The 17,595-nt window shown below is 67.4% G+C and carries 15 protein-coding genes; 9 read left to right on the top strand and 6 right to left on the bottom strand.

Annotation, left to right across the window (positions count from 1 at the left end; genetic code table 11):
• Nucleotides 1-83 precede the first annotated feature (83 nt).
• The 3 genes from ACQCSX_RS05850 to ACQCSX_RS05840 are packed head-to-tail and all read right to left on the bottom strand — an operon-like array spanning nucleotide 84 to nucleotide 3,125.
• Complete coding sequence (locus ACQCSX_RS05850; RefSeq protein WP_427018122.1) at nucleotides 84-1,235, bottom strand: FAD-dependent oxidoreductase; 1,152 nt, start codon at nucleotides 1,233-1,235, stop codon at nucleotides 84-86.
• Nucleotides 1,228-1,953, bottom strand: a complete 726-nt coding sequence (locus tag ACQCSX_RS05845; RefSeq protein ID WP_427018121.1) for a class I SAM-dependent methyltransferase — start codon at nucleotides 1,951-1,953, stop codon at nucleotides 1,228-1,230. The genes ACQCSX_RS05850 and ACQCSX_RS05845 overlap by 8 nt, the downstream gene beginning before the upstream one ends.
• On the bottom strand, nucleotides 1,950-3,125 hold the full coding sequence (locus ACQCSX_RS05840) for a type III polyketide synthase (RefSeq protein WP_427018120.1): 1,176 nt from the start codon (nucleotides 3,123-3,125) through the stop codon (nucleotides 1,950-1,952). The genes ACQCSX_RS05845 and ACQCSX_RS05840 overlap by 4 nt, the downstream gene beginning before the upstream one ends.
• 61 nt (nucleotides 3,126-3,186) lie before the next feature.
• On the opposite strand from ACQCSX_RS05840, the gene ACQCSX_RS05835 reads away from it, so the two are divergent.
• Together ACQCSX_RS05835 and ACQCSX_RS05830 are read left to right on the top strand one after the other, a co-directional pair.
• Nucleotides 3,187-3,609, top strand: a complete 423-nt coding sequence (locus ACQCSX_RS05835; protein WP_427018119.1) for a YchJ family protein — start codon at nucleotides 3,187-3,189, stop codon at nucleotides 3,607-3,609.
• A 44-nt stretch (nucleotides 3,610-3,653) separates the two neighbouring features.
• Entirely contained in the window at nucleotides 3,654-4,823 is a 1,170-nt protein-coding gene (locus ACQCSX_RS05830) for a class I SAM-dependent methyltransferase (protein WP_427018118.1), read from the top strand.
• A 2-nt stretch (nucleotides 4,824-4,825) separates the two neighbouring features.
• Here ACQCSX_RS05830 and ACQCSX_RS05825 read toward each other — a convergent pair whose 3' ends face one another.
• Nucleotides 4,826-5,713, bottom strand: a complete 888-nt coding sequence (locus tag ACQCSX_RS05825; RefSeq protein ID WP_427018117.1) for an aminoglycoside phosphotransferase family protein — start codon at nucleotides 5,711-5,713, stop codon at nucleotides 4,826-4,828.
• A gap of 152 nt (nucleotides 5,714-5,865) precedes the next feature.
• On the opposite strand from ACQCSX_RS05825, the gene ACQCSX_RS05820 reads away from it, so the two are divergent.
• The gene (locus ACQCSX_RS05820) at nucleotides 5,866-7,065 is read left to right on the top strand and encodes an ROK family transcriptional regulator (protein WP_427018116.1); all 1,200 of its coding nucleotides are present in this window, start codon (nucleotides 5,866-5,868) and stop codon (nucleotides 7,063-7,065) included.
• Between the two features lie 74 nt (nucleotides 7,066-7,139).
• On the top strand, nucleotides 7,140-8,714 hold the full coding sequence (locus ACQCSX_RS05815; RefSeq protein WP_427018115.1) for an IS1182 family transposase: 1,575 nt from the start codon (nucleotides 7,140-7,142) through the stop codon (nucleotides 8,712-8,714).
• Nucleotides 8,715-8,947: 233 nt separating this feature from the next.
• Here the strand turns inward: ACQCSX_RS05815 and ACQCSX_RS05810 are convergent, their stop codons facing one another.
• Nucleotides 8,948-9,145: a hypothetical protein gene (locus tag ACQCSX_RS05810; protein ID WP_427018114.1), complete on the bottom strand. Its 198-nt coding sequence runs from the start codon at nucleotides 9,143-9,145 to the stop codon at nucleotides 8,948-8,950.
• A gap of 494 nt (nucleotides 9,146-9,639) precedes the next feature.
• Here ACQCSX_RS05810 and ACQCSX_RS05805 point away from each other — a divergent pair, with 494 nt between their 5' ends.
• Both ACQCSX_RS05805 and metE read left to right on the top strand, forming a co-directional pair.
• Nucleotides 9,640-10,596 carry a methylenetetrahydrofolate reductase gene (locus ACQCSX_RS05805; RefSeq protein ID WP_427018113.1) on the top strand — a complete coding sequence of 319 codons (957 nt, stop codon included), beginning with the start codon at nucleotides 9,640-9,642 and terminating at the stop codon, nucleotides 10,594-10,596.
• A 63-nt stretch (nucleotides 10,597-10,659) separates the two neighbouring features.
• Nucleotides 10,660-12,969: a 5-methyltetrahydropteroyltriglutamate--homocysteine S-methyltransferase gene (metE, locus tag ACQCSX_RS05800; RefSeq protein ID WP_427018112.1), complete on the top strand. Its 2,310-nt coding sequence runs from the start codon at nucleotides 10,660-10,662 to the stop codon at nucleotides 12,967-12,969.
• 188 nt (nucleotides 12,970-13,157) lie between these two features.
• On the opposite strand, the gene ACQCSX_RS05795 is transcribed toward metE, so the two are convergent.
• Entirely contained in the window at nucleotides 13,158-14,081 is a 924-nt protein-coding gene (locus tag ACQCSX_RS05795) for a LysR family transcriptional regulator (protein WP_427018111.1), read from the bottom strand.
• A gap of 568 nt (nucleotides 14,082-14,649) precedes the next feature.
• On the opposite strand from ACQCSX_RS05795, the gene nrdH reads away from it, so the two are divergent.
• Genes nrdH through nrdE form a run of 3 tightly spaced genes read left to right on the top strand, consistent with a single transcriptional unit; the run spans nucleotide 14,650 to nucleotide 17,594 of the window.
• The gene (gene nrdH, locus ACQCSX_RS05790) at nucleotides 14,650-14,895 is read left to right on the top strand and encodes a glutaredoxin-like protein NrdH (protein WP_427018110.1); all 246 of its coding nucleotides are present in this window, start codon (nucleotides 14,650-14,652) and stop codon (nucleotides 14,893-14,895) included.
• 60 nt (nucleotides 14,896-14,955) lie between these two features.
• Entirely contained in the window at nucleotides 14,956-15,453 is a 498-nt protein-coding gene (gene nrdI, locus ACQCSX_RS05785; protein WP_427018109.1) for a class Ib ribonucleoside-diphosphate reductase assembly flavoprotein NrdI, read from the top strand.
• A 20-nt stretch (nucleotides 15,454-15,473) separates the two neighbouring features.
• The gene (gene nrdE / locus ACQCSX_RS05780) at nucleotides 15,474-17,594 is read left to right on the top strand and encodes a class 1b ribonucleoside-diphosphate reductase subunit alpha (RefSeq protein ID WP_427018108.1); all 2,121 of its coding nucleotides are present in this window, start codon (nucleotides 15,474-15,476) and stop codon (nucleotides 17,592-17,594) included.
• Nucleotide 17,595 lies beyond the last annotated feature (1 nt).

Below are 17,595 nucleotides of genomic sequence, written 5' to 3'. Positions count from 1 at the left end.
GCCCTATTGGGTTTCGCCGCTTGAAATTCAAAATGCGCAACACTACAACTGCGTTCCAGTCTACATGGGAATGGCCGGAAAACCTAGTGGGTGGCCATAGTGAACCGTCGGGCGAGGCTCTGATGGACCGCCGGGAGGCCCATCAGAGCCGAAACGACGGCGTTTCGGGCGTCCAAAACTGGCCCCGGCATCGGCCGTCCCAACCTCATATTGAGCTCTGAATGACGCATGGCCCGCCGGGCGGCAGCCAACCGGGAGCGCTGGAACGCGGCCAGCGCGGCGCCCGTTGGCTCGCCGGCCAGGGCTGCGCCAATGATGGGCGCCAGGGATTCTGCGTCCAGCCAGCCCAGATTCATGCCGAGGCCGCCAATGGGGCTGATCTGGTGGGCGGCGTCGCCGATCAGCGCCACGCGCCCGCTGACCATGGCGTTGGCCAGCCGTGCTTCCACGCCAAAACTGCTGAGCATGGTGTGCCGATGGTGGTCGACGGCGACGCCGGTGCGGGTGGCGATGATCCCGGCCAGTTGCGCGGCGCTGGGCCGGGGCACCGGGCCCGGCATGCGCGCCACCCAGCGCCGGGTGGCCCCGGGCAGCGGGAAGGACTCCACGATGCCGGCGGGGGAGAGGTGCAGGACGGCCGCGTCGGAACCTGTGCCGTCGGGGAAATCGCCCATCAGATAGTGGTCCGGGTAGCCACGGCTGCGGAAGCCGATGCCTGCCAGCTCCCGCACGGTGGACTGCGGGCCATCCGCGCCCACGAGCAGCCGAGAGTGCACGGTGAGCGGGCCACCGTCGTCCATCCCGGTGAGCGTCACGCAATGGCTGCCGGCGTCGACGCCGGTGATGCGGGCGCTGCGGTGCAGCGCCCCAGGCGCCAAACGCTCCAGGCGGTCCTCCAGCACCCCCTGGGTGACGGGTTGCGGGACGGCCAGCACATACGGGTAGGCGCCCGGCAGGGTTGAGAAGGAGAGGCTGGCAATGCGGCGGCCGCCGGAGACGGCTTCCCCGCGCTGAATGCGCACGCCCCGCGCCGTGAGGTCCGCGGCAACCCCGATGCGCTCCAGCACCCGCAGCCCTGGGGGATGGATGCCGATGGCCCGGGTGTGGGTTCCGGTGCTGCGCCGCTGTTCAAACACCGCGACGTTGATGCCCCGCAGGGCCAGCAGCGATGCCAAGGCGAGTCCCACGGGTCCGCCGCCCACGATCGCGACGTCCAGCGGGAGCCGCTCAGCCATGGCGGCGGATGAGCAGGTTCCGGAAGGGGCGTTGGGCTTCCACCGTCCAGCCGTGCGGGGCGACGGCGGCGAGTTCGGCGGCGGTGTAGCTGCGCCGGATGGAGGCCAGGCCGTCGCGGCGGATGTAGGAGCCGCGGAAGAAGGGGAAGGTGGCGGCGGAAAAGAGGGCGTAGGCCCCGAGGTGGCGGCGGATGTCGCTGTGGATGGCCAGGCGGCGCGACAGCCGGACGGAATCGGCAAGCAGCCCCTGCAGCTCGCCGGCGCTGAGGTGGTGCAGCACATGGTTGGAGATGACCAGGTCAAAGTGGTACCCGGCGGCCACCAGCTGGGACGAGTGGCCCTGGATGTAGCTGACCCCCATGGCCGAGGGATGGCGGGTGGCGTAGTTGTGCGCCCGGGGGTCGGGGTCCAGCGCCGTGACGTGCAGGCGCAGGCCGTCCTCCCGGGCCCAGCGCGCCAGGGCGGCCGCAATGTCCCCGGCCCCGCTGCCGATGTCCAGCATGGTGGTCCGCTTGCCGGCACTGAGCAGCGGGCGGACCTCCCGCATGTAGATGCTGCGCCAGCCCGCGACGAGGGAGTTGACCTGCGCGAAGTGCCCGTAGGTTGCCTCCAGCATGGCGGGGTCGCAGTCCGGACTGTCCATTTCCTCCCGCAGCTCCGTGGCCCGCTGGCGCAGGAAGCCGAGCGGGGGGAAGGCTGGTGGGCGGATGGTGGTCATCGGGCCGGGGCCACCTTGGTCATCAGGGCCGTCTCGACGGTCAGCCCCGGGCCGAACGCCATCGAGCAGATGCGCTCGCCGGCCCCGGGCCCGGAAGTGTGGGCAGGCCCGGAAGCGCCAGTGGTGCCGTCGTCGTTCTCCAGAATGTGCTTGAGCACAAACAATACGGTGGCCGAGCTCATGTTGCCGTAGGTGCGCAGGATCTCCCGGGCGGGGACCAGCTGGTCCTCGGTCAACCCCAGTTTGGCCTCGACCTTGTCCAGGATGGAGCGCCCGCCCGGGTGGATGGCCCAATGCCGGATCTGGGCATACGGGGCATCCACCAGCGCGGGTTCCGTGGCCAGCAGGGGAGCCAGCGCCCCCACGATGTGGTCATCAATGATGTGCGGGACATAGGAGCCCAGCACCATCTCAAAGCCCTGGTCGCCGATGTTCCAGGCCATGGCATCCTCGCCCACCGGGGTGAGCACCGTTTCAAAGGCGTCCAGCGTGGCAACGGCGTGGGTCTGGGGGAGGTCACGTGCACTGACGATGGCCGCCGCCGCGCCGTCGGCAAACAGCGCCGAGCCCATGATGGTGTCGGGATCGCTGGAGGTGCGCACATGCAGAGTGCACAGCTCCACGGTGGCCACCAGCACCACGGCCGCCGGGTCCGCCGCGCAGAACGCGGCGGCCGCCCGCAGTGCCGGGAACGCGGCGTAGCAGCCCATGAAACCCAGATGGTAGCGCTGCACGGAGGGTTTGAGCCCCAGGGCGCGGACTACCTTGTAGTCGGGGCCGGGGTTGAAGAAGCCGGTGCAGGAGACGGTGATGACATGGGTGACGTCCGCCGGGCCGATGCCCGCACAGGCATCCAGCGCCTTCTGCGCCGCCTCGACGAACAGCGGCGTGGCCTCGCGCACAAAGATGTCGTTGCGGTCCTTGGTGGTCGGACTGGCCAGCAGGCCGCTGGCAGCGTCGTAGAACGCAGGATCCGCCACCTCGGAGTCAAGGGACAGCTCGGCCAGCGCGGTGTGGCGGGTGTCGATGGCGGCGGAATCAAAACACGTCTGGATCAGGCGCGAGCCCAGCCGGGTCAATCCCGGTTGGGCGGCAAACACGTCCCGCACCTGGGATTGCACCAAAATGGTGGGTGGAACCGCCGTTTGAAGAGACACCAGAGTCGCCGTCATGGTTCATTGTTGCACGCGGGTACAGACACGCACCGAAGGGCCCACCGGCCATAATTGAGCCATGACTTCCGCACCTCTTCCGGCTTGGCCGGCCCCCGCCCCGGACGACCGCTGCCCCTGCCTGAGCGGGGAAACCTACGGGGCATGCTGCGGCCGCTACCTGGCCACCGCCACCCCCGCGCCCACCGCGGAATCCCTGATGCGCTCGCGGTTCACCGCCTTCGCCACCGGGGACGCCGCCTACCTGCAACGCAGCTGGCACCCCACCACGCGGCCCGCGGAGCTGGAGCTGGATGCGGACATGCGCTGGTACCGGCTGGACATCCTGGACACGGTGCGCGGCTCGGTGCACGACGACGATGGCGTGGTCACGTTCCGCGCCTACTTCCGCCACCCCGACGGAGCCGGCTCGCAGCAGGAAACCAGCCGCTTCCTGCGCGAGGGCGGACGCTGGTTCTACGTGGACGCCCTCGCACTGGACTAGACTCGAAAGGCCCCGAATCCGGGGCGCAGGCGTGGAAAGGCACCATGAGCCAAAACAAGAAGACCGGACCGGACACTGGCACACCGTCTGCGGTGTCCTTTGATTTCGGCACGCTGCGCCGGCACCCGGACGTGGAGGCGGAGAACCTCTTTGCCTACGACGCCACCGACGAACTGATCCTCGCCGCCGCCGCGGAACGGCTCGCCGGCGACGGGACGGTGGCCATCGTGGGGGACAGATACGGTGCGCTCGCCCTCGGGGCCGCCAGCCTGTCCTCCAGCAGCGAACTGCGCATCCACCAGGACGGGCGCTCCGGGGAACTGGCGCTCGCAGCCAACGCCGACGCCGCAGGGCTTGCCGGCCGGTTTACCGCCCTGCCGCTCGGGCCCGCGCTCTTCGAGGGGGCCCAAACCGTGCTCTGGCAGCTTCCGCGCAGCCTGGAGGAGCTGGCCGAGGTGGCCGAGCTCATCGCCAGGCATGCGCCCGATGACGTGCAGGTGGTGGCCGGCGGCCGGATCAAGCACATGGCGATTGCCATGAATGCCGTGCTGGGCACCTTCTTCGGCTCGGTGCAGCCATCGCTGGCCCAGCGCAAGTCCCGCCTGCTCACGGCCGTGCACCCGCTGCGCCCGGCAGCGCCGTCGAAGTTTCCCGCGAAGGAATTCAACACCGAGCTGGACCTGTGGCTGTGCGCCCACGGCGCCACCTTTGGCGGGACCAAGCTGGACATCGGCACGCGCTTCCTGCTGACGTTTGTGCAGCAGATGAAGCCGGGCGCCACGCGGGCCATCGACCTGGGCTGCGGCTCCGGCGTGATCGCGGCGTACCTTGCGGCCAACCGGCCCGAGCTTGCGGTGACGGCGACCGACCAGTCCGCGGCCGCCGTCGCCAGCGCCGCCGCCACGGCGGACGCCAACGGACTCGCCGAACGGATCACCGCCGTGCAGGATGATGCGATGGCCGGCTTCCCGGCGGCCAGTGCGGAGCTCATGGTGCTCAACCCGCCGTTCCATGTGGGCGGTGCGGTGCATGCCGGCGCCGCGCTCAAGCTTTTCGACGCCGCCGCGCGTGTCCTGGCCCCGGGCGGAGAGCTGTGGACGGTCTACAACAACCATCTGGACTACCGCAGCCAGCTGGAACGACGCATCGGCCCCACCTGGATCCAGGGCAAGAACGCCAAGTTCACTGTGGCGCTGAGCGTCAGGGAACCCTAGCCTTAGGGAACCCTGGCACCGGAGACGATCTGGGCCACGGTGTGCTCGCCCAGTGCCCGCAGGGGTGGATGGTTGTCCGACTGGGCCAGCAGCGCGGTGGCCATGTTCAGCGCCCACCCGCGGGCCCGCAGCCAGCTGGCGGCGTCCGTGCCGCAGCGTGCCGTGACCTGGTCCATGAAGACCTTCCGGGCCGGGGCGTCGAAGGCCAGCCAGGCCGCGGCCAGATCCGTGGCCGGGTCCCCGCGGCCCATGTCGCCAAAGTCGACGACGGCGCTGAGGTGGCCGTCGTGGACGAGGATGTTGCCCGGATGCAGGTCGCCGTGGAGCCACTGGGCCGGGCCGGAGAAGACCTCGGCCGCCAGGCTCTGCTCCCAAAAGGCCAGCACGGCCGCCGGTTTGGGCATGCCGGGCAGGCGCAGCCTGTCACGAAACGCCCGGTCCCTGGCCTGCAGCGGCGTTCCCCGGACCGGGTTGCGCGGCGCATCCGCCGGCGCCTCGTGGTGGATGTCGGCAACAAAATCGGCCAGCTCCACTGCCACCGCACCGCGGTCCGCGACCGGGATGCCCAGTAGCGCCACGCCGTCGAGCCAGGGGCCGATGCTCCAGGGCCACTGGAACGCCGGCGACGGCGCGCCATAGCGCAGCGGTGCGGGTACGGGCACCGCCGTGGACCGGGCCAACTGCCCCAGCCAGCGGTGCTCGTTGAGGATCAGGGGCACGGCGGTTGCCCGCCGGGGGAACCTAAGGGTGTAGTGGCTGCCCAGCCGGAACATGACGTTGTCCCACCCATGGGCCAGCGGGACAATGTGAAGGTGGGCCAGGTCGGGATGTTGCTGGTCCAACAGCTGCTGGACCAGGGGTTCGGCGATGTCCACTTCGGCGGGCGGCATGTCTGGCATGAACGATGTTGCCTTTCGTTCCGGTGGCACAGCCGGCTGGCAGCGGCTGGCCATAGACTATGACTTTCAACTCCGGAGGGGATGATCCACCAGTGCCCAATGTACGCACTCCCGCCCCCCGGCGCGGAACAAATCTGCCCCGCATGGGGGACTTTAATCTTACGGTCATCCTGGACGCCATCCGAAGGGCCGACGGCGGTCTGAGCCGGGTGGAATTGTCCGCTGCTGTGGGCCTGGCGCCGCAGACGGTGTCGAACATTTGCCGCCGGCTGCTTGACCAGGGCCTCATCCGCGAGACGGGCAAGGAAGGCACCGGTCCGGGCAAACCACGGACGATTCTCCAGCTCAACCCCGCCGGCATGTATGCCGTGGGTGTGCACATCGACCCGGCGGTGACGTCCTTCGCGCTATTGGACGTGGTGGGCAATGTGGTGCTGTTTTCGCAGCTGGACACCGATGTCGGCATTGCCCCCGAGAATTTTGTCGCGGTCATGGCCGCCGAGGTCCTGCGCCTTGTCGCCGACTCGGGCGTCGATCCGGAACGCGTGGCCGGCGTTGGCGTGGCCACCCCGGGTCCGGTGGACGCCGGGGCCGGCCTGGTGGTCAACCCACCGCATATGCCGGGCTGGACCCGGGTGGCGCTGCGCGACGGCCTGGCACGGGGCACGGGCATGCCAGTGGTCATGGACAAGGACGTCACGGCTGCCGCCGTGTCCGAGATGTGGGCCGGTGGTGCCAACGGGGCAGGTTCCTTCGTCTTCCTGTACATCGGCACCGGCCTCGGAGCCGGGCTGGTGTTCAACGATGAGGTGATGCGCGGCAGCTCCGGCAACTCCGGGGAGATCGGCCACATCATCGCGGATCCGGCTGGCCCGCTGTGCGATTGCGGACGGCGCGGTTGCCTCAAGGTCACCTGCATGCCCGAAACGCTGGTCGCGCAAGCCCAGGACCGCGGCGTGCTGCCCGTCTCCGACCCCGCCGAGCCGCATTCCCTGCACGAGCAGATGGCGGCACTGGCGGCCGCGGCACACCATGGCAACGATGCCGCCCAGGACATTCTGGACGCCTCGGCCCGGCGGGTGGCCGATGCGGTCTCGGTGCTGACCAATCTGCTGGATGTGGAGCGCGTGGTGTTTGGCGGCCCGTTCTGGCCGTATCTGGAATCGACGTACCTGCGCATCGTGCCGCCTTTGCTTCAGTCCCTGTCGGTCACCACTGATGTCCACGCCATTGCCGTGACGGGCGCCAGTTCCGGGCACGACGGCGGTGCCATTGGGGCCGCGGCCCTGGTCCTGGAGGGGACACTGAGCCCGCACGCGGCCAAGCTGCTGCTGGCGCCCTAGGACACTGCTGAACAATTTGGATGGTTTAAGGCGCGCCTGCTGGACTTCGGGTCCTGGTCCTTAAGACTGGATGCATGCAAGGAATTGAAGAGGCCCAGCGCGGGTATTTGGATGTGGAGGCACTGGCCGGGGAGCTGTTGGCCCCGGGCAGTGCCTACGCGTTTCTGGCCGGGCACCGCTCGGAGCTTTTCCCGGACTCGATGATGGAGGACCTGTTTCCCTCCAAGCGGGGCAGGCCCTCGATCCCGGCCGGCGTCATCGGCACCGTCCTGGTCCTGCAGGCCCTGGAGGGTTTGTCGGACCGGGCCACGGCCGAAGCCTTGACCTTTGACCTGCGGTGGAAGGCCGCCTGCGGGTACGGGCTGACCGAGACCGCGTTCCATCCCACGGCGCTGGTGCATTGGCGCAACCGCCTGCGCGAGAGCAGCAACCCGCACCGCATCACCGAAGCCGTCGCCCAGGTCATCACCGCGACCGGTGTCCTCACCGGCCGGCACCGCCGGGCGGTGGATTCGACCGTGTTCGCCGATGCGGTGGCCCGGCAGGACACCATCACCCAGCTGATTGCCGTGATCCGCCGTTTCGGCAGGGCCATGGAGCACGGGGCCACGCTCATGGCGGTCCATGCCACCTCCTACGATTACTCGCACGTGGGCAAGCCGGACATCGCCTGGGACGACAAGGAAGCGAAGGACGCCCTGGTCTCGGGGCTGGTCACCGACGCCCTGGCCCTGCTTGGCGCGGTGGATCCCGACACCCTGGAAGAAGACTCGCCGCAGGCGCAGGCCTACGTGCTGCTGGCGTTGGTTTCGGGCCAGGACGTGGAGCCGGCCGAGGGTTCCGACGGCACCGACGGGCGGTGGCGGATCGCCCGGAAGGTCGCCCGGGACCGGATGGTCTCCATCGTGGATCCCGAGGCCAGGCACGCGCACAAGTCCCGCTCGGTGATGATGGACGGGTTCAAGGGACACATCATTGCCGAACCGGAAACCGGGCTCTACACCAGCGCCGTGATGACCCGGGCCGCCGGCCCCGGTTCCAGCGACGCGGAAGCCGGGATCGAGCTGCTGGGCAGCGACCCGAGCATGAAGGACGATGGCACGGATTACCAGGTGCTTGGGGACTCGGCCTACGGCTCCGGGGCCATGCTCGAACACCTCGACGGGGCCGGGCACCAGGGGCTGGTCAAGCCCAGGCCGCTGCGCCCGGCAGTGCCCGGCGGCTACGACCTGGACGACTTCACCCACGACGAAGACAAGAACACGCTCACCTGCCCCAAAGGTGAGGTGCGAACCATCAGCGCCAGAGGCAACGTGAACTTCGGCACCGCCTGCAAGGCCTGCCCGCTGCGTGAGCAATGCACCACGGCCAAGGGCGGGCGCAAGGTCGTCATCACCAAGCACCACGCACGGCAGCGCGCCCACCGGGCCGCCGCCCTCGAGCCCGGGTTCCGGCACGACTACCGGGCCTACCGGCCCCTGGTGGAACGGTCCATCGGCTGGCTGGTCGCCGGAGGCAACCGGGCCCTGAGATACCGGGGCGTGGAAAAGAACAACGCCTGGCTGCAGGTCCGCACCGCCGCGCTGAACCTCCGGCGACTCCTGAACATGGGCCTCACCCGCGAAACCGGGGCCTGGGCCCTGGGATAAGACCCGGAAAGGGACCCAGCCACCGTCCCCGCCCAAATCCAAGCCGCGGCGAGCCCCGGATGGACGTACAAGCCCCGCGAAATCCAAGCACCAGATTTCCGGCGCCCAGAAAGGAGACCCCGAGCGGGCCGCTAAAGGCTCCGGAAAGGATGCGAAAGCGAAACCCGCGGCCCGAATTGCCCCTTGTTCAGCGCACTCCTAGCTAGCGCCCCGCCGCCGTCGTGGACGTCGGGTTAATCGATGTCCTCGACGATGGACCCATAGGGAACCCTGTCGTCCAGATGGGCCTGCAGCACGTGCGGGTTCACCACCACCCGCACGCCGTGGCGCTGGTCGGCCGCGGACTGCTTGAGGATGGGCGAGATGGTGTCCACGAAGTCCTCGGACTTGCCCTCTAGGTATGCCTTGTATGCCGCAGGTAGTTCATTCATGGCCACAGCCTAGACCCGGCATGGAGGGCGCGGAAGAGGCTGCCGGCCCGGTCGGCGGCGCACGCTGCCGATCCATGCGGCCGCCCCGCCCTCCGCCGGCGGTCCACTAATTCGGCACGGAGGCCTCGCCCGCCGCTCTGGCCGCATATCTGGATGTCACATCACGTAAAACGGCGTCTTAATTCGGAATGCTTTTTGCGCGTCTCCCGCACGGGTCGGTAAAGTCAATGCCAAGTTACCGAACGTAGCGTGTCAGCGATCCTTGCAGGTCCGTATCCACGGATCCATCAGCCAAGGGTGTGGGTGCCCCCATGTGGGCCTGACATTTGCCGCAGGACGTCTGCATCAGGTGTGCACCCGCAAGGGTGTGCCATGCCGCCCAGCGCGGTGGGTGCGGAGAGGACTGCGATTCCCTTACCTGATCCCACCAGCGCCGGGCACTGTTCTAGAAAAAGTGCACAGGCGGGACGTGGCCCCCAAGCCAAGGACAGCAAATGTCACCACCAAGTCTGATACAGACGCATCCAAAACTCACGGGCACGGCACCCATCGCCCTGTCCTACGAGCTCTTCCCGCCCCGCAATGCCGCCGCCGAGGCGAGCCTGTGGGACACCATCCGGGAGCTGGAGAGCACCAACCCCGACTACGTCTCCGTCACCTACGGCGCCTCCGGCTCCAACCGGAGCACCGCCGTCGAGCTGCTCAACCGGTTGCTGACCGAAACCAGCCTCCGCCCGCTGGCGCACCTGACGTGCGTGGGCAATTCGCCGGAGGAGCTGGCGGAGATCATCTCGGAGCTGCTGGACCATGGTGTGCGCGGCATTCTGGCCCTGCGCGGCGACCACCCCCAGGATGCCCCGGCCCAGCCACAGCCCGGCTCGCTGAACTACGCCCAGGATTTGATTGAACTGATCCGCCGCGTGGAGCAGCGCCGCACCGCCCTGCTGTGTGCCGGCAAGGTGGCCATCGGTGTCGCGGCCTACCCGGCCAAGCACCCGGAATCGCCCAGCATCCAGCACGACATCGAGGTGTTGCTGGCCAAGCAGCGTTCCGGCGCGGACTTCGCCATCACCCAGGTCTTCTTCCACCCGGAGCAGTATGCGGACCTCCTCTCCCGTGCCCGCCGTGCCGGCGTGACCATCCCGATCATCCCCGGCGTCATGCCGCTGACCAGCGTCCGCCGGCTCAACCGGCTGGCCACGCTGACCGGCGTCGAACCAGCCCCCGCGCTGCTGGAGGCGTTGGGGCGGGCGGACGACGACGGAGAACGCCGCCGGATCGGTGTCCGCGCCACCGTGGACCTGGCCCGGGCGGCCCTGGACGCCGGCGCCCCCGGCATCCACCTGTACACGTTCAACGAGCACGGCGCAGCGCTGGATGTGCTGGACCGGCTCGAACTCCTGCGGCCCAGCCGCCCGGCCTTGGCCCGCCGCGTGCTGGCCCAGGCCTAAGACACCCCCATTCGTTTGCAGTACCCCTTCACACTTGAGCACCACGAGACACAAGGACAGAACATGACCACCGCATTCCCCTCCGCCTCCCTGCTGGGCTACCCCCGCATCGGCCGCCGCCGCGAGCTGAAGAAGGCCATCGAGTCCTTCTGGGCCGGCAAGATCGACGCCACCGCGCTGGACGCCGCCGCCAAGGAGATCCAGCTGGGCACCGCCAAGCGCCTGACCGAGCTGGGCCTGACCGAGCCCGCCGCCGTTCCGGGCACGTTCTCCTACTACGACCAGGTGCTGGATGCCACCACCCACATCGGCGCCGTTCCGGCCCGCTTCGGCAACCTCCTCAATGCCGAGGGCCAGCTGGACATCAACGCCTACTTCACCCTGGCCCGCGGCACCGCCGAGCAGCAGCCGCTGGAAATGACCAAGTGGTTCGACACCAACTACCACTACCTGGTGCCGGAAATCGGCCCGGAGACCAACTTCTCGCTGACCTCCACCCGCATCGTGGAGCAGTTCGAGTACGCGCTGGCCAACGGCGTCGAGACCCGCCCGTACCTGGTGGGCCCGGTGACCTACCTGCTGCTGAGCAAGGCCTCCGACAACGCGCCGGCCGGTTTCTCCCCGCTGTCCCGCCTGGAAGACGTGCTGCCGGTCTACGTTGAGCTGCTGGCCAAGCTGGCCGCCGCCGGCGCCACCTGGATCCAGCTGGACGAGCCCGCCCTGGCCGTCGACCAGGACATCGACGTCGCCGGGGTCAAGGCCGCCGTGGCCCGCACCTACGAGGTCCTCGCCGCCGCCACGGCCCGCCCGGCCATCCTGGTCAGCACCCCGTACGGCGCCATCAACGAGCTGCTGCCGACCCTGGCCGCCACCAACGTTGAGGCCATCCACCTGGACCTGTTCAAGGGTGCCGTCCCCTCCACCGAGGACCTGGCCCTGCTGGCCGGCAAGACCCTGGTTGCCGGCGTCGTCGACGGCCACAACATCTGGCGCAACGACCTTGCCGTCGCCGCCGACAAGCTGGAGGCCCTCAAGGCTGCCGGCCTGACCGTGGCCGTCTCCACCTCCACCTCCACCCAGCACGTCCCGCACGATGTTGCCGAAGAGGTCAAGCTCTCCGCGGAACTGCGCAGCTGGTTGGCCTTCGCCGACCAGAAGGCCACCGAGGTTGTCACCCTGGCCGCCGTCCTGACCGACCGCGCAGCAGTCCAGGGCGCCATCGACGAGGCCGGTGCCATCATCACCGCCCGCGCCACCGCCACCGGCGTCCAGCGCCCCGAGGTCCGCGCCCGCCTGGCCGCACTGACCCCGGCGGACTTCAACCGCTCCGAGTACTCCGTGCGCGCCGCCGCCCAGGATGCCGAGCTGAACCTCCCGCCGCTGCCCACCACCACCATCGGTTCCTTCCCGCAGACCGGCGAAATCCGCTCAGCCCGTGCCCGCGCCAACAAGGGCGAGCTCACCGGCGAGCAGTACGAGACGCTGATGAAGGAAGAGATCAAGCGCGTGGTGGACCTGCAGGAGGAGCTGGGCTTCGACGTCCTGGTCCACGGCGAGCCCGAGCGCAACGACATGGTCCAGTACTTCGCCGAGAACCTGGAAGGCTTCGACGTCACCGTCCACGGCTGGGTCCAGTCCTACGGCAGCCGCTGCACCCGCCCGTCCATCCTGTGGGGCGATGTCACCCGCGCCAAGGCCATCACCGTGGCCTGGGCCGAGTACGCCCAGTCGCTGACCAGCAAGCCGATGAAGGGCATGCTGACGGGCCCGGTCACGATCCTGGCCTGGAGCTTCGTCCGCGACGACCAGCCCCTGGGCGAGACCGCCAACCAGGTTGCCCTGGCCCTGCGCGACGAGATCGCCGACCTCGAGGCCGCTGGCATCAAGGTCATCCAGGTGGACGAGCCCGCCCTGCGCGAGCTGCTGCCGCTGCGCAAGGCCGACCAGGCCTCCTACCTGGACTGGTCCGTGAACTCCTTCCGCCTCTCCACCGCCGGTGCGGTGGACGGCACCCAGATCCACACCCACCTGTGCTACTCCGAGTTCGGCGTCATCATCGACGCCATCGACGGCCTGGATGCAGACGTGACCTCCATTGAGGCCGCCCGCTCCCGCATGGACGTGGTGCACGATCTGGAGAGCCACGGCTTCGGCCGCGGCGTGGGTCCGGGCGTCTACGACATCCACTCCCCGCGCGTCCCCGGCCAGGCCGAGGTCTCCGAGCTGCTGGGCACCGCCGTCAAGCACGTGCCGGCCCGCCAGCTCTGGGTCAACCCGGACTGCGGCCTGAAGACCCGCGGCTACAAGGAGACCGAGGAGTCCCTGCGCAACCTGGTCAACGCCACCAAGGAAGTCCGCGCCCAGCTGGTCTAGCCTGACCCGCCGGTCTGGCTGGTTGAGCCTGCCGAAACCAAACCGCCGTCGTTCCCCTTCCGGGAGCGGCGGCGGTTTTGTTTGTGCGGTCTCCGACGTCGGATCCCGTTCAGGATGGCGGCGTGGTCATGTCATCAGCGGGAAACGGCGTCCTCCAGTGCAGTTGTGCGTCATGGGTGGATGCGTCGCTAGCCCAGGCGCGTATCGCGGGAGAGCTCGTTGAGGATGCCCGAGAGCCGGTCCACAAACACGCCCACCTGGGCGGTGGCCTTGTCATTGATGAGTAGGGCAAAGATGTTGCGGGCCAGCCGGATCTCCGGCACATCCAGTACGACGACGCCGTCGGGCCGGTTTTGCAGGGCCAGTTCCGGCACCAGCGCGGCACCCAGGCCCACCGAGGCGAGCTGCAGGCTGGCGTTGAAGTCGTCGCTGTGGACGGCCACCTGCGGGTGCAGATTGCAGCTGGCGAAAAGGCGCTCGATCACCATGGCGTCCGGGGTGCCGGGGTGGTGCATGATCCACGGCACGTCGTTCAGCTGGGCTGCGTTCACCTCGGCGTTGGCCTGGATGCCCCAGGACTTGGGCAGGACCACGCGGAAGTTGTCGTCGCCGATCCACTGCCGGCTCACCGTGTGCGGCCAGGCCAGGCCGCTCTGGCCCACCTGGTAGACCAGTGCCACGTCCAGCTCGCCGCCGGTGCGCAGGCCCTGGATGGTCTGCCCGGGTTCGGCCACCGAGACCTTCAGATTGATGCCCAGGTCCGGCCAGCTGGGGCTGCGCAGCAGGCGGGGGAGCACATAGGTGGCCAGCGAGGGGAAGATGCCCAGCCGCAACTCCTGGCTGGTGGCCGCGTGGGTCCGCGAGCTGGCCGCCAGCAGGGCGTCAATGTCCGTGAGCACCTTGCTGGCGTGGCGGGTCATGACCTGGGCCGCATCGGTGGGCTGGACGCTGCGGGCCGAGCGCTGGAACAGCACCACACCCGTGTCCCGCTCCAGGGCCGACATCTGCTGCGAGACCGCCGACGCCGTGTACCCCAGCCGGGTAGCCGCCGCCGCGAAGGACCCCAACCGGGTCACCTCCACCAATGTGCGCAAATGCACCGGATTGACCACGCCCACCACCTTTCAAGTTTTCAAGCCCAAGCCTAGCCGCCATGGACCCCGCGCGAACCGTCACTTGTGGTGGGTCCGCAGGCCGAACACTGCCCACAAATGACGGCTCGCGCGGGGCCGGGGCGTCTTGTGGTGGGGGAGTGCCCGGACACCAGGGCGCGACACGCCGAGGAAGGAGACACGCCGCCCCGAATTAAGTGATTAAGTACTCCACAGCCTGTGGATAGCCCGGCTTAAAAGGCGACGTTTCCGGCAATTTTCCCGGCCCCGCCTGTGGACGGCCGGTGCATAAAATGACATACTTGTAATACATCATGTTGGGGTCAACTCCAGGAGCTTGCACTACATGTAGTATCGAACTACAGAAATCGAGCAGTACGGGAATCACTCCCGGAACGCTGGCGAGGCCGTATTAGACGCCGAATCCGCCCAGGTCAAGAGCACGTGCGAAGAGCACCTCCAAAACCGGGAATGCCGCAAGGCGAGGGGGCGCGCTTCATAGGCTCAAGCCGGCAGCAAAAGAGCCAGAAGCCACCAGAGAAGGTGCTTCCAAGAAGGGGAACGGATCATGACCGTTACGGTTTACACCAAGCCAGCGTGCGTCCAGTGCACCGCCACTTACCGGGCGTTGGACAAGAAGGGCATCACGTACCAGAGCGTGGACATCTCCCAGGACCCCGAGGCCCTGGAGCGTCTGCGGTCCCTCGGCTACATGCAGGCCCCCGTTGTCGTGACCGACCAGGACCACTGGTCCGGGTTCCGTCCCGACAAGATCGAAGAACTGGCCGTCGCGGCCGCCGCCTCCGTCGCCTAGGCACGGAGCCGGCCGCCCGGGCCAGCACATCCACCGGGCACATCGTGGGAAGCGATACCAATGACTGCCATTGCAGATATCCATCAGCACGGCACCAGCGCCGGAACCGGAGCTGCCGCCGTCGCCGGTCTGCTCCCCACCCGCAGCAGGCTCATCTACTTCTCCTCCATCTCGGACAACACCCACCGTTTTGTCCAAAAGCTGGGGATGGATGCTGCCCGGCTGCCACTGCTCACCCGTGATGACACGCTGTTGGCTTTGGAACCCTTCGTGCTGGTCCTTCCCACCTATGGTGGGGAGACCGGGCATGGGGCCGTTCCCAAACAGGTCATCAAGTTCCTCAACGTGGAGCAGAACCGCAGCCTTATTGCCGGCGTCATAGCCGCCGGAAACACGAACTTCGGGGAAACCTACTGCCTGGCCGGCGACATCATCGCCGCCAAGTGCAAGGTCCCCCTTCTTTACCGTTTTGAGCTCATGGGCACGTCCGAGGACGTTGACCGTGTACACCAGGGATTGGACATATTTTGGACGCAACGCTTACAGAATCGGCTGTAACCCAGAGCAAGGAAGCTGCTATGCCCGAGGCATACAAGGGACTTGGCTACCATGAGCTCAACGCCATGCTGAACCTCTACGGTCCCAACGGCGAGATCCAGTTCGATGCCGACCGCGAGGCCGCGCACCAGTACTTCCTCCAGCACGTGAACAACAACACCGTCTTCTTCCATGACCTGGAAGAGAAGCTGGAATACCTGGTCAAGAACGAGTACTACGAGCGCGAGACGCTTGACCAGTACACGATGAACTTCATCCGCGACCTGTTCAGCCGGGCGTACAAGAAGAAGTTCCGCTTCGAGACCTTCCTGGGCGCGTTCAAGTTCTACACCTCGTACACGCTCAAGACCTTCGACGGCAAGCGCTTCCTGGAGCGCTACGAGGACCGCGTGTGCATGGTGGCCCTGCACCTGGCCCGCGGCAACGAGCAGCTCGCCATTAACATGGTGGATGAGGTCATCGAGGGACGTTTCCAGCCCGCCACCCCGACGTTCCTGAACGCCGGCAAGGCCCAGCGCGGCGAGCTCGTCTCCTGCTTCCTGCTGCGCATCGAGGACAACATGGAGTCCATCGGGCGCTCCATCAACTCCGCGCTGCAGCTCTCCAAGCGCGGCGGCGGCGTGGCCTTCGCCCTGACCAACATCCGCGAGGTCGGCGCGCCGATCAAGCAGATCGAGAACCAGTCCTCCGGCGTCATCCCCGTGATGAAGCTCCTCGAGGACAGCTTCTCCTACGCCAACCAGCTCGGTGCCCGCCAGGGTGCCGGTGCGGTGTACCTGCACGCCCACCACCCGGACATCAACCGCTTCCTGGACACCAAGCGCGAGAACGCCGATGAGAAGATCCGCATCAAGACCCTCTCGCTGGGCGTTGTGGTTCCGGACATCACCTTTGAGCTGGCCAAGCGCGACGAGGACATGTACCTGTTCTCCCCGTACGACGTCGAAAAGGTCTACGGCATGCCGTTCTCCGACATCTCGGTCACCGAGAAGTACTACGAGATGGTGGACGACTCCCGGATCAAGAAGACCAAGATCAAGGCCCGCGAGTTCTTCCAGACCCTCGCCGAGATCCAGTTCGAGTCCGGCTACCCGTACATCATGTTCGAGGACACGGTGAACCGGGAAAACCCGATCGAGGGCAAGATCATCATGTCCAACCTGTGCTCGGAGATCCTGCAGGTTTCCCAGCCCACCACGTACCTGGACGACCTGTCCTACGACGAGACCGGCAAGGACATCTCCTGCAACCTGGGCTCGCTGAACATCGCCAAGACCATGGATTCGCCCAACTTCGGCGCCACCATCGAGACGTCCATCCGGGCGCTCTCCGCGGTCTCTGACATGTCCAACATCACCTCGGTGCCCTCCATCGCCAAGGGCAACGACCAGTCGCACGCCATCGGCCTGGGCCAGATGAACCTGCACGGCTACCTGGCCCGCGAGCGGGTCCACTACGGCTCCGCAGAGGGCCTGGACTTCACCAACATCTACTTCTACACGGTCCTGTTCCACGCCCTGCGCTCCTCGAACCTGCTGGCCATCGAGACCAACTCCACGTTCGGCGGCTTCGAGAAGTCTAAGTACGCCACCGGCGAGTTCTTCGACAAGTACACGGACCGCGAATGGGTTCCGCAGACGGCCCGCGTGGTGGAGCTCTTCGAGGGCATCCACATCCCCACGCAGGATGACTGGCGCGAGCTGAAGGCCTCCGTCATGGAGCACGGCATCTACAACCAGAACCTGCAGGCCGTGCCGCCCACCGGTTCCATCAGCTACATCAACAACTCCACCTCCTCCATCCACCCGGTTGCCTCGAAGATCGAGATCCGCAAGGAAGGCAAGATCGGCCGCGTGTACTACCCGGCCCCGTACCTGACCAACGACAACCTGGAGTACTACCAGGATGCGTATGAGATTGGCTACGAGAAGATCATCGACACCTACGCCGCTGCCACCCAGCACGTGGACCAGGGCCTGTCCCTGACGCTGTTCTTCAAGGACACCGCCACCACGCGTGACATCAACAAGGCGCAGATCTACGCCTGGCGCAAGGGCATCAAGACCATCTACTACATCCGTCTCCGCCAGCTCGCGCTGGAAGGGACGGAGGTGGAAAATTGTGTTTCCTGTCAGCTTTAAG

Origin of the sequence: Pseudarthrobacter sp. P1, assembly GCF_050156935.1 — a bacterium.
Classification (GTDB): Bacteria; Actinomycetota; Actinomycetes; order Actinomycetales; family Micrococcaceae; genus Specibacter.
This window is presented reverse-complemented; position numbering and strand designations above follow the sequence as displayed.

Bases quoted from the DNA above. Each gene is read 5' to 3' on its own strand.
- ACQCSX_RS05850 (WP_427018122.1), bottom strand. From the start codon at position 1,235: ATGGCTGAGCGGCTCCCGCTGGACGTCGCGATCGTGGGCGGCGGACCC.
- ACQCSX_RS05845 (WP_427018121.1), bottom strand. From the start codon at position 1,953: ATGACCACCATCCGCCCACCAGCCTTCCCCCCGCTCGGCTTCCTGCGC.
- ACQCSX_RS05840 (WP_427018120.1), bottom strand. From the start codon at position 3,125: ATGACGGCGACTCTGGTGTCTCTTCAAACGGCGGTTCCACCCACCATT.
- ACQCSX_RS05835 (WP_427018119.1), top strand. From the start codon at position 3,187: ATGACTTCCGCACCTCTTCCGGCTTGGCCGGCCCCCGCCCCGGACGAC.
- ACQCSX_RS05830 (WP_427018118.1), top strand. From the start codon at position 3,654: ATGAGCCAAAACAAGAAGACCGGACCGGACACTGGCACACCGTCTGCG.
- ACQCSX_RS05825 (WP_427018117.1), bottom strand. From the start codon at position 5,713: ATGCCGCCCGCCGAAGTGGACATCGCCGAACCCCTGGTCCAGCAGCTG.
- ACQCSX_RS05820 (WP_427018116.1), top strand. From the start codon at position 5,866: ATGGGGGACTTTAATCTTACGGTCATCCTGGACGCCATCCGAAGGGCC.
- ACQCSX_RS05815 (WP_427018115.1), top strand. From the start codon at position 7,140: ATGCAAGGAATTGAAGAGGCCCAGCGCGGGTATTTGGATGTGGAGGCA.
- ACQCSX_RS05810 (WP_427018114.1), bottom strand. From the start codon at position 9,145: ATGAATGAACTACCTGCGGCATACAAGGCATACCTAGAGGGCAAGTCC.
- ACQCSX_RS05805 (WP_427018113.1), top strand. From the start codon at position 9,640: ATGTCACCACCAAGTCTGATACAGACGCATCCAAAACTCACGGGCACG.
- metE (WP_427018112.1), top strand. From the start codon at position 10,660: ATGACCACCGCATTCCCCTCCGCCTCCCTGCTGGGCTACCCCCGCATC.
- nrdH (WP_427018110.1), top strand. From the start codon at position 14,650: ATGACCGTTACGGTTTACACCAAGCCAGCGTGCGTCCAGTGCACCGCC.
- nrdI (WP_427018109.1), top strand. From the start codon at position 14,956: ATGACTGCCATTGCAGATATCCATCAGCACGGCACCAGCGCCGGAACC.
- nrdE (WP_427018108.1), top strand. From the start codon at position 15,474: ATGCCCGAGGCATACAAGGGACTTGGCTACCATGAGCTCAACGCCATG.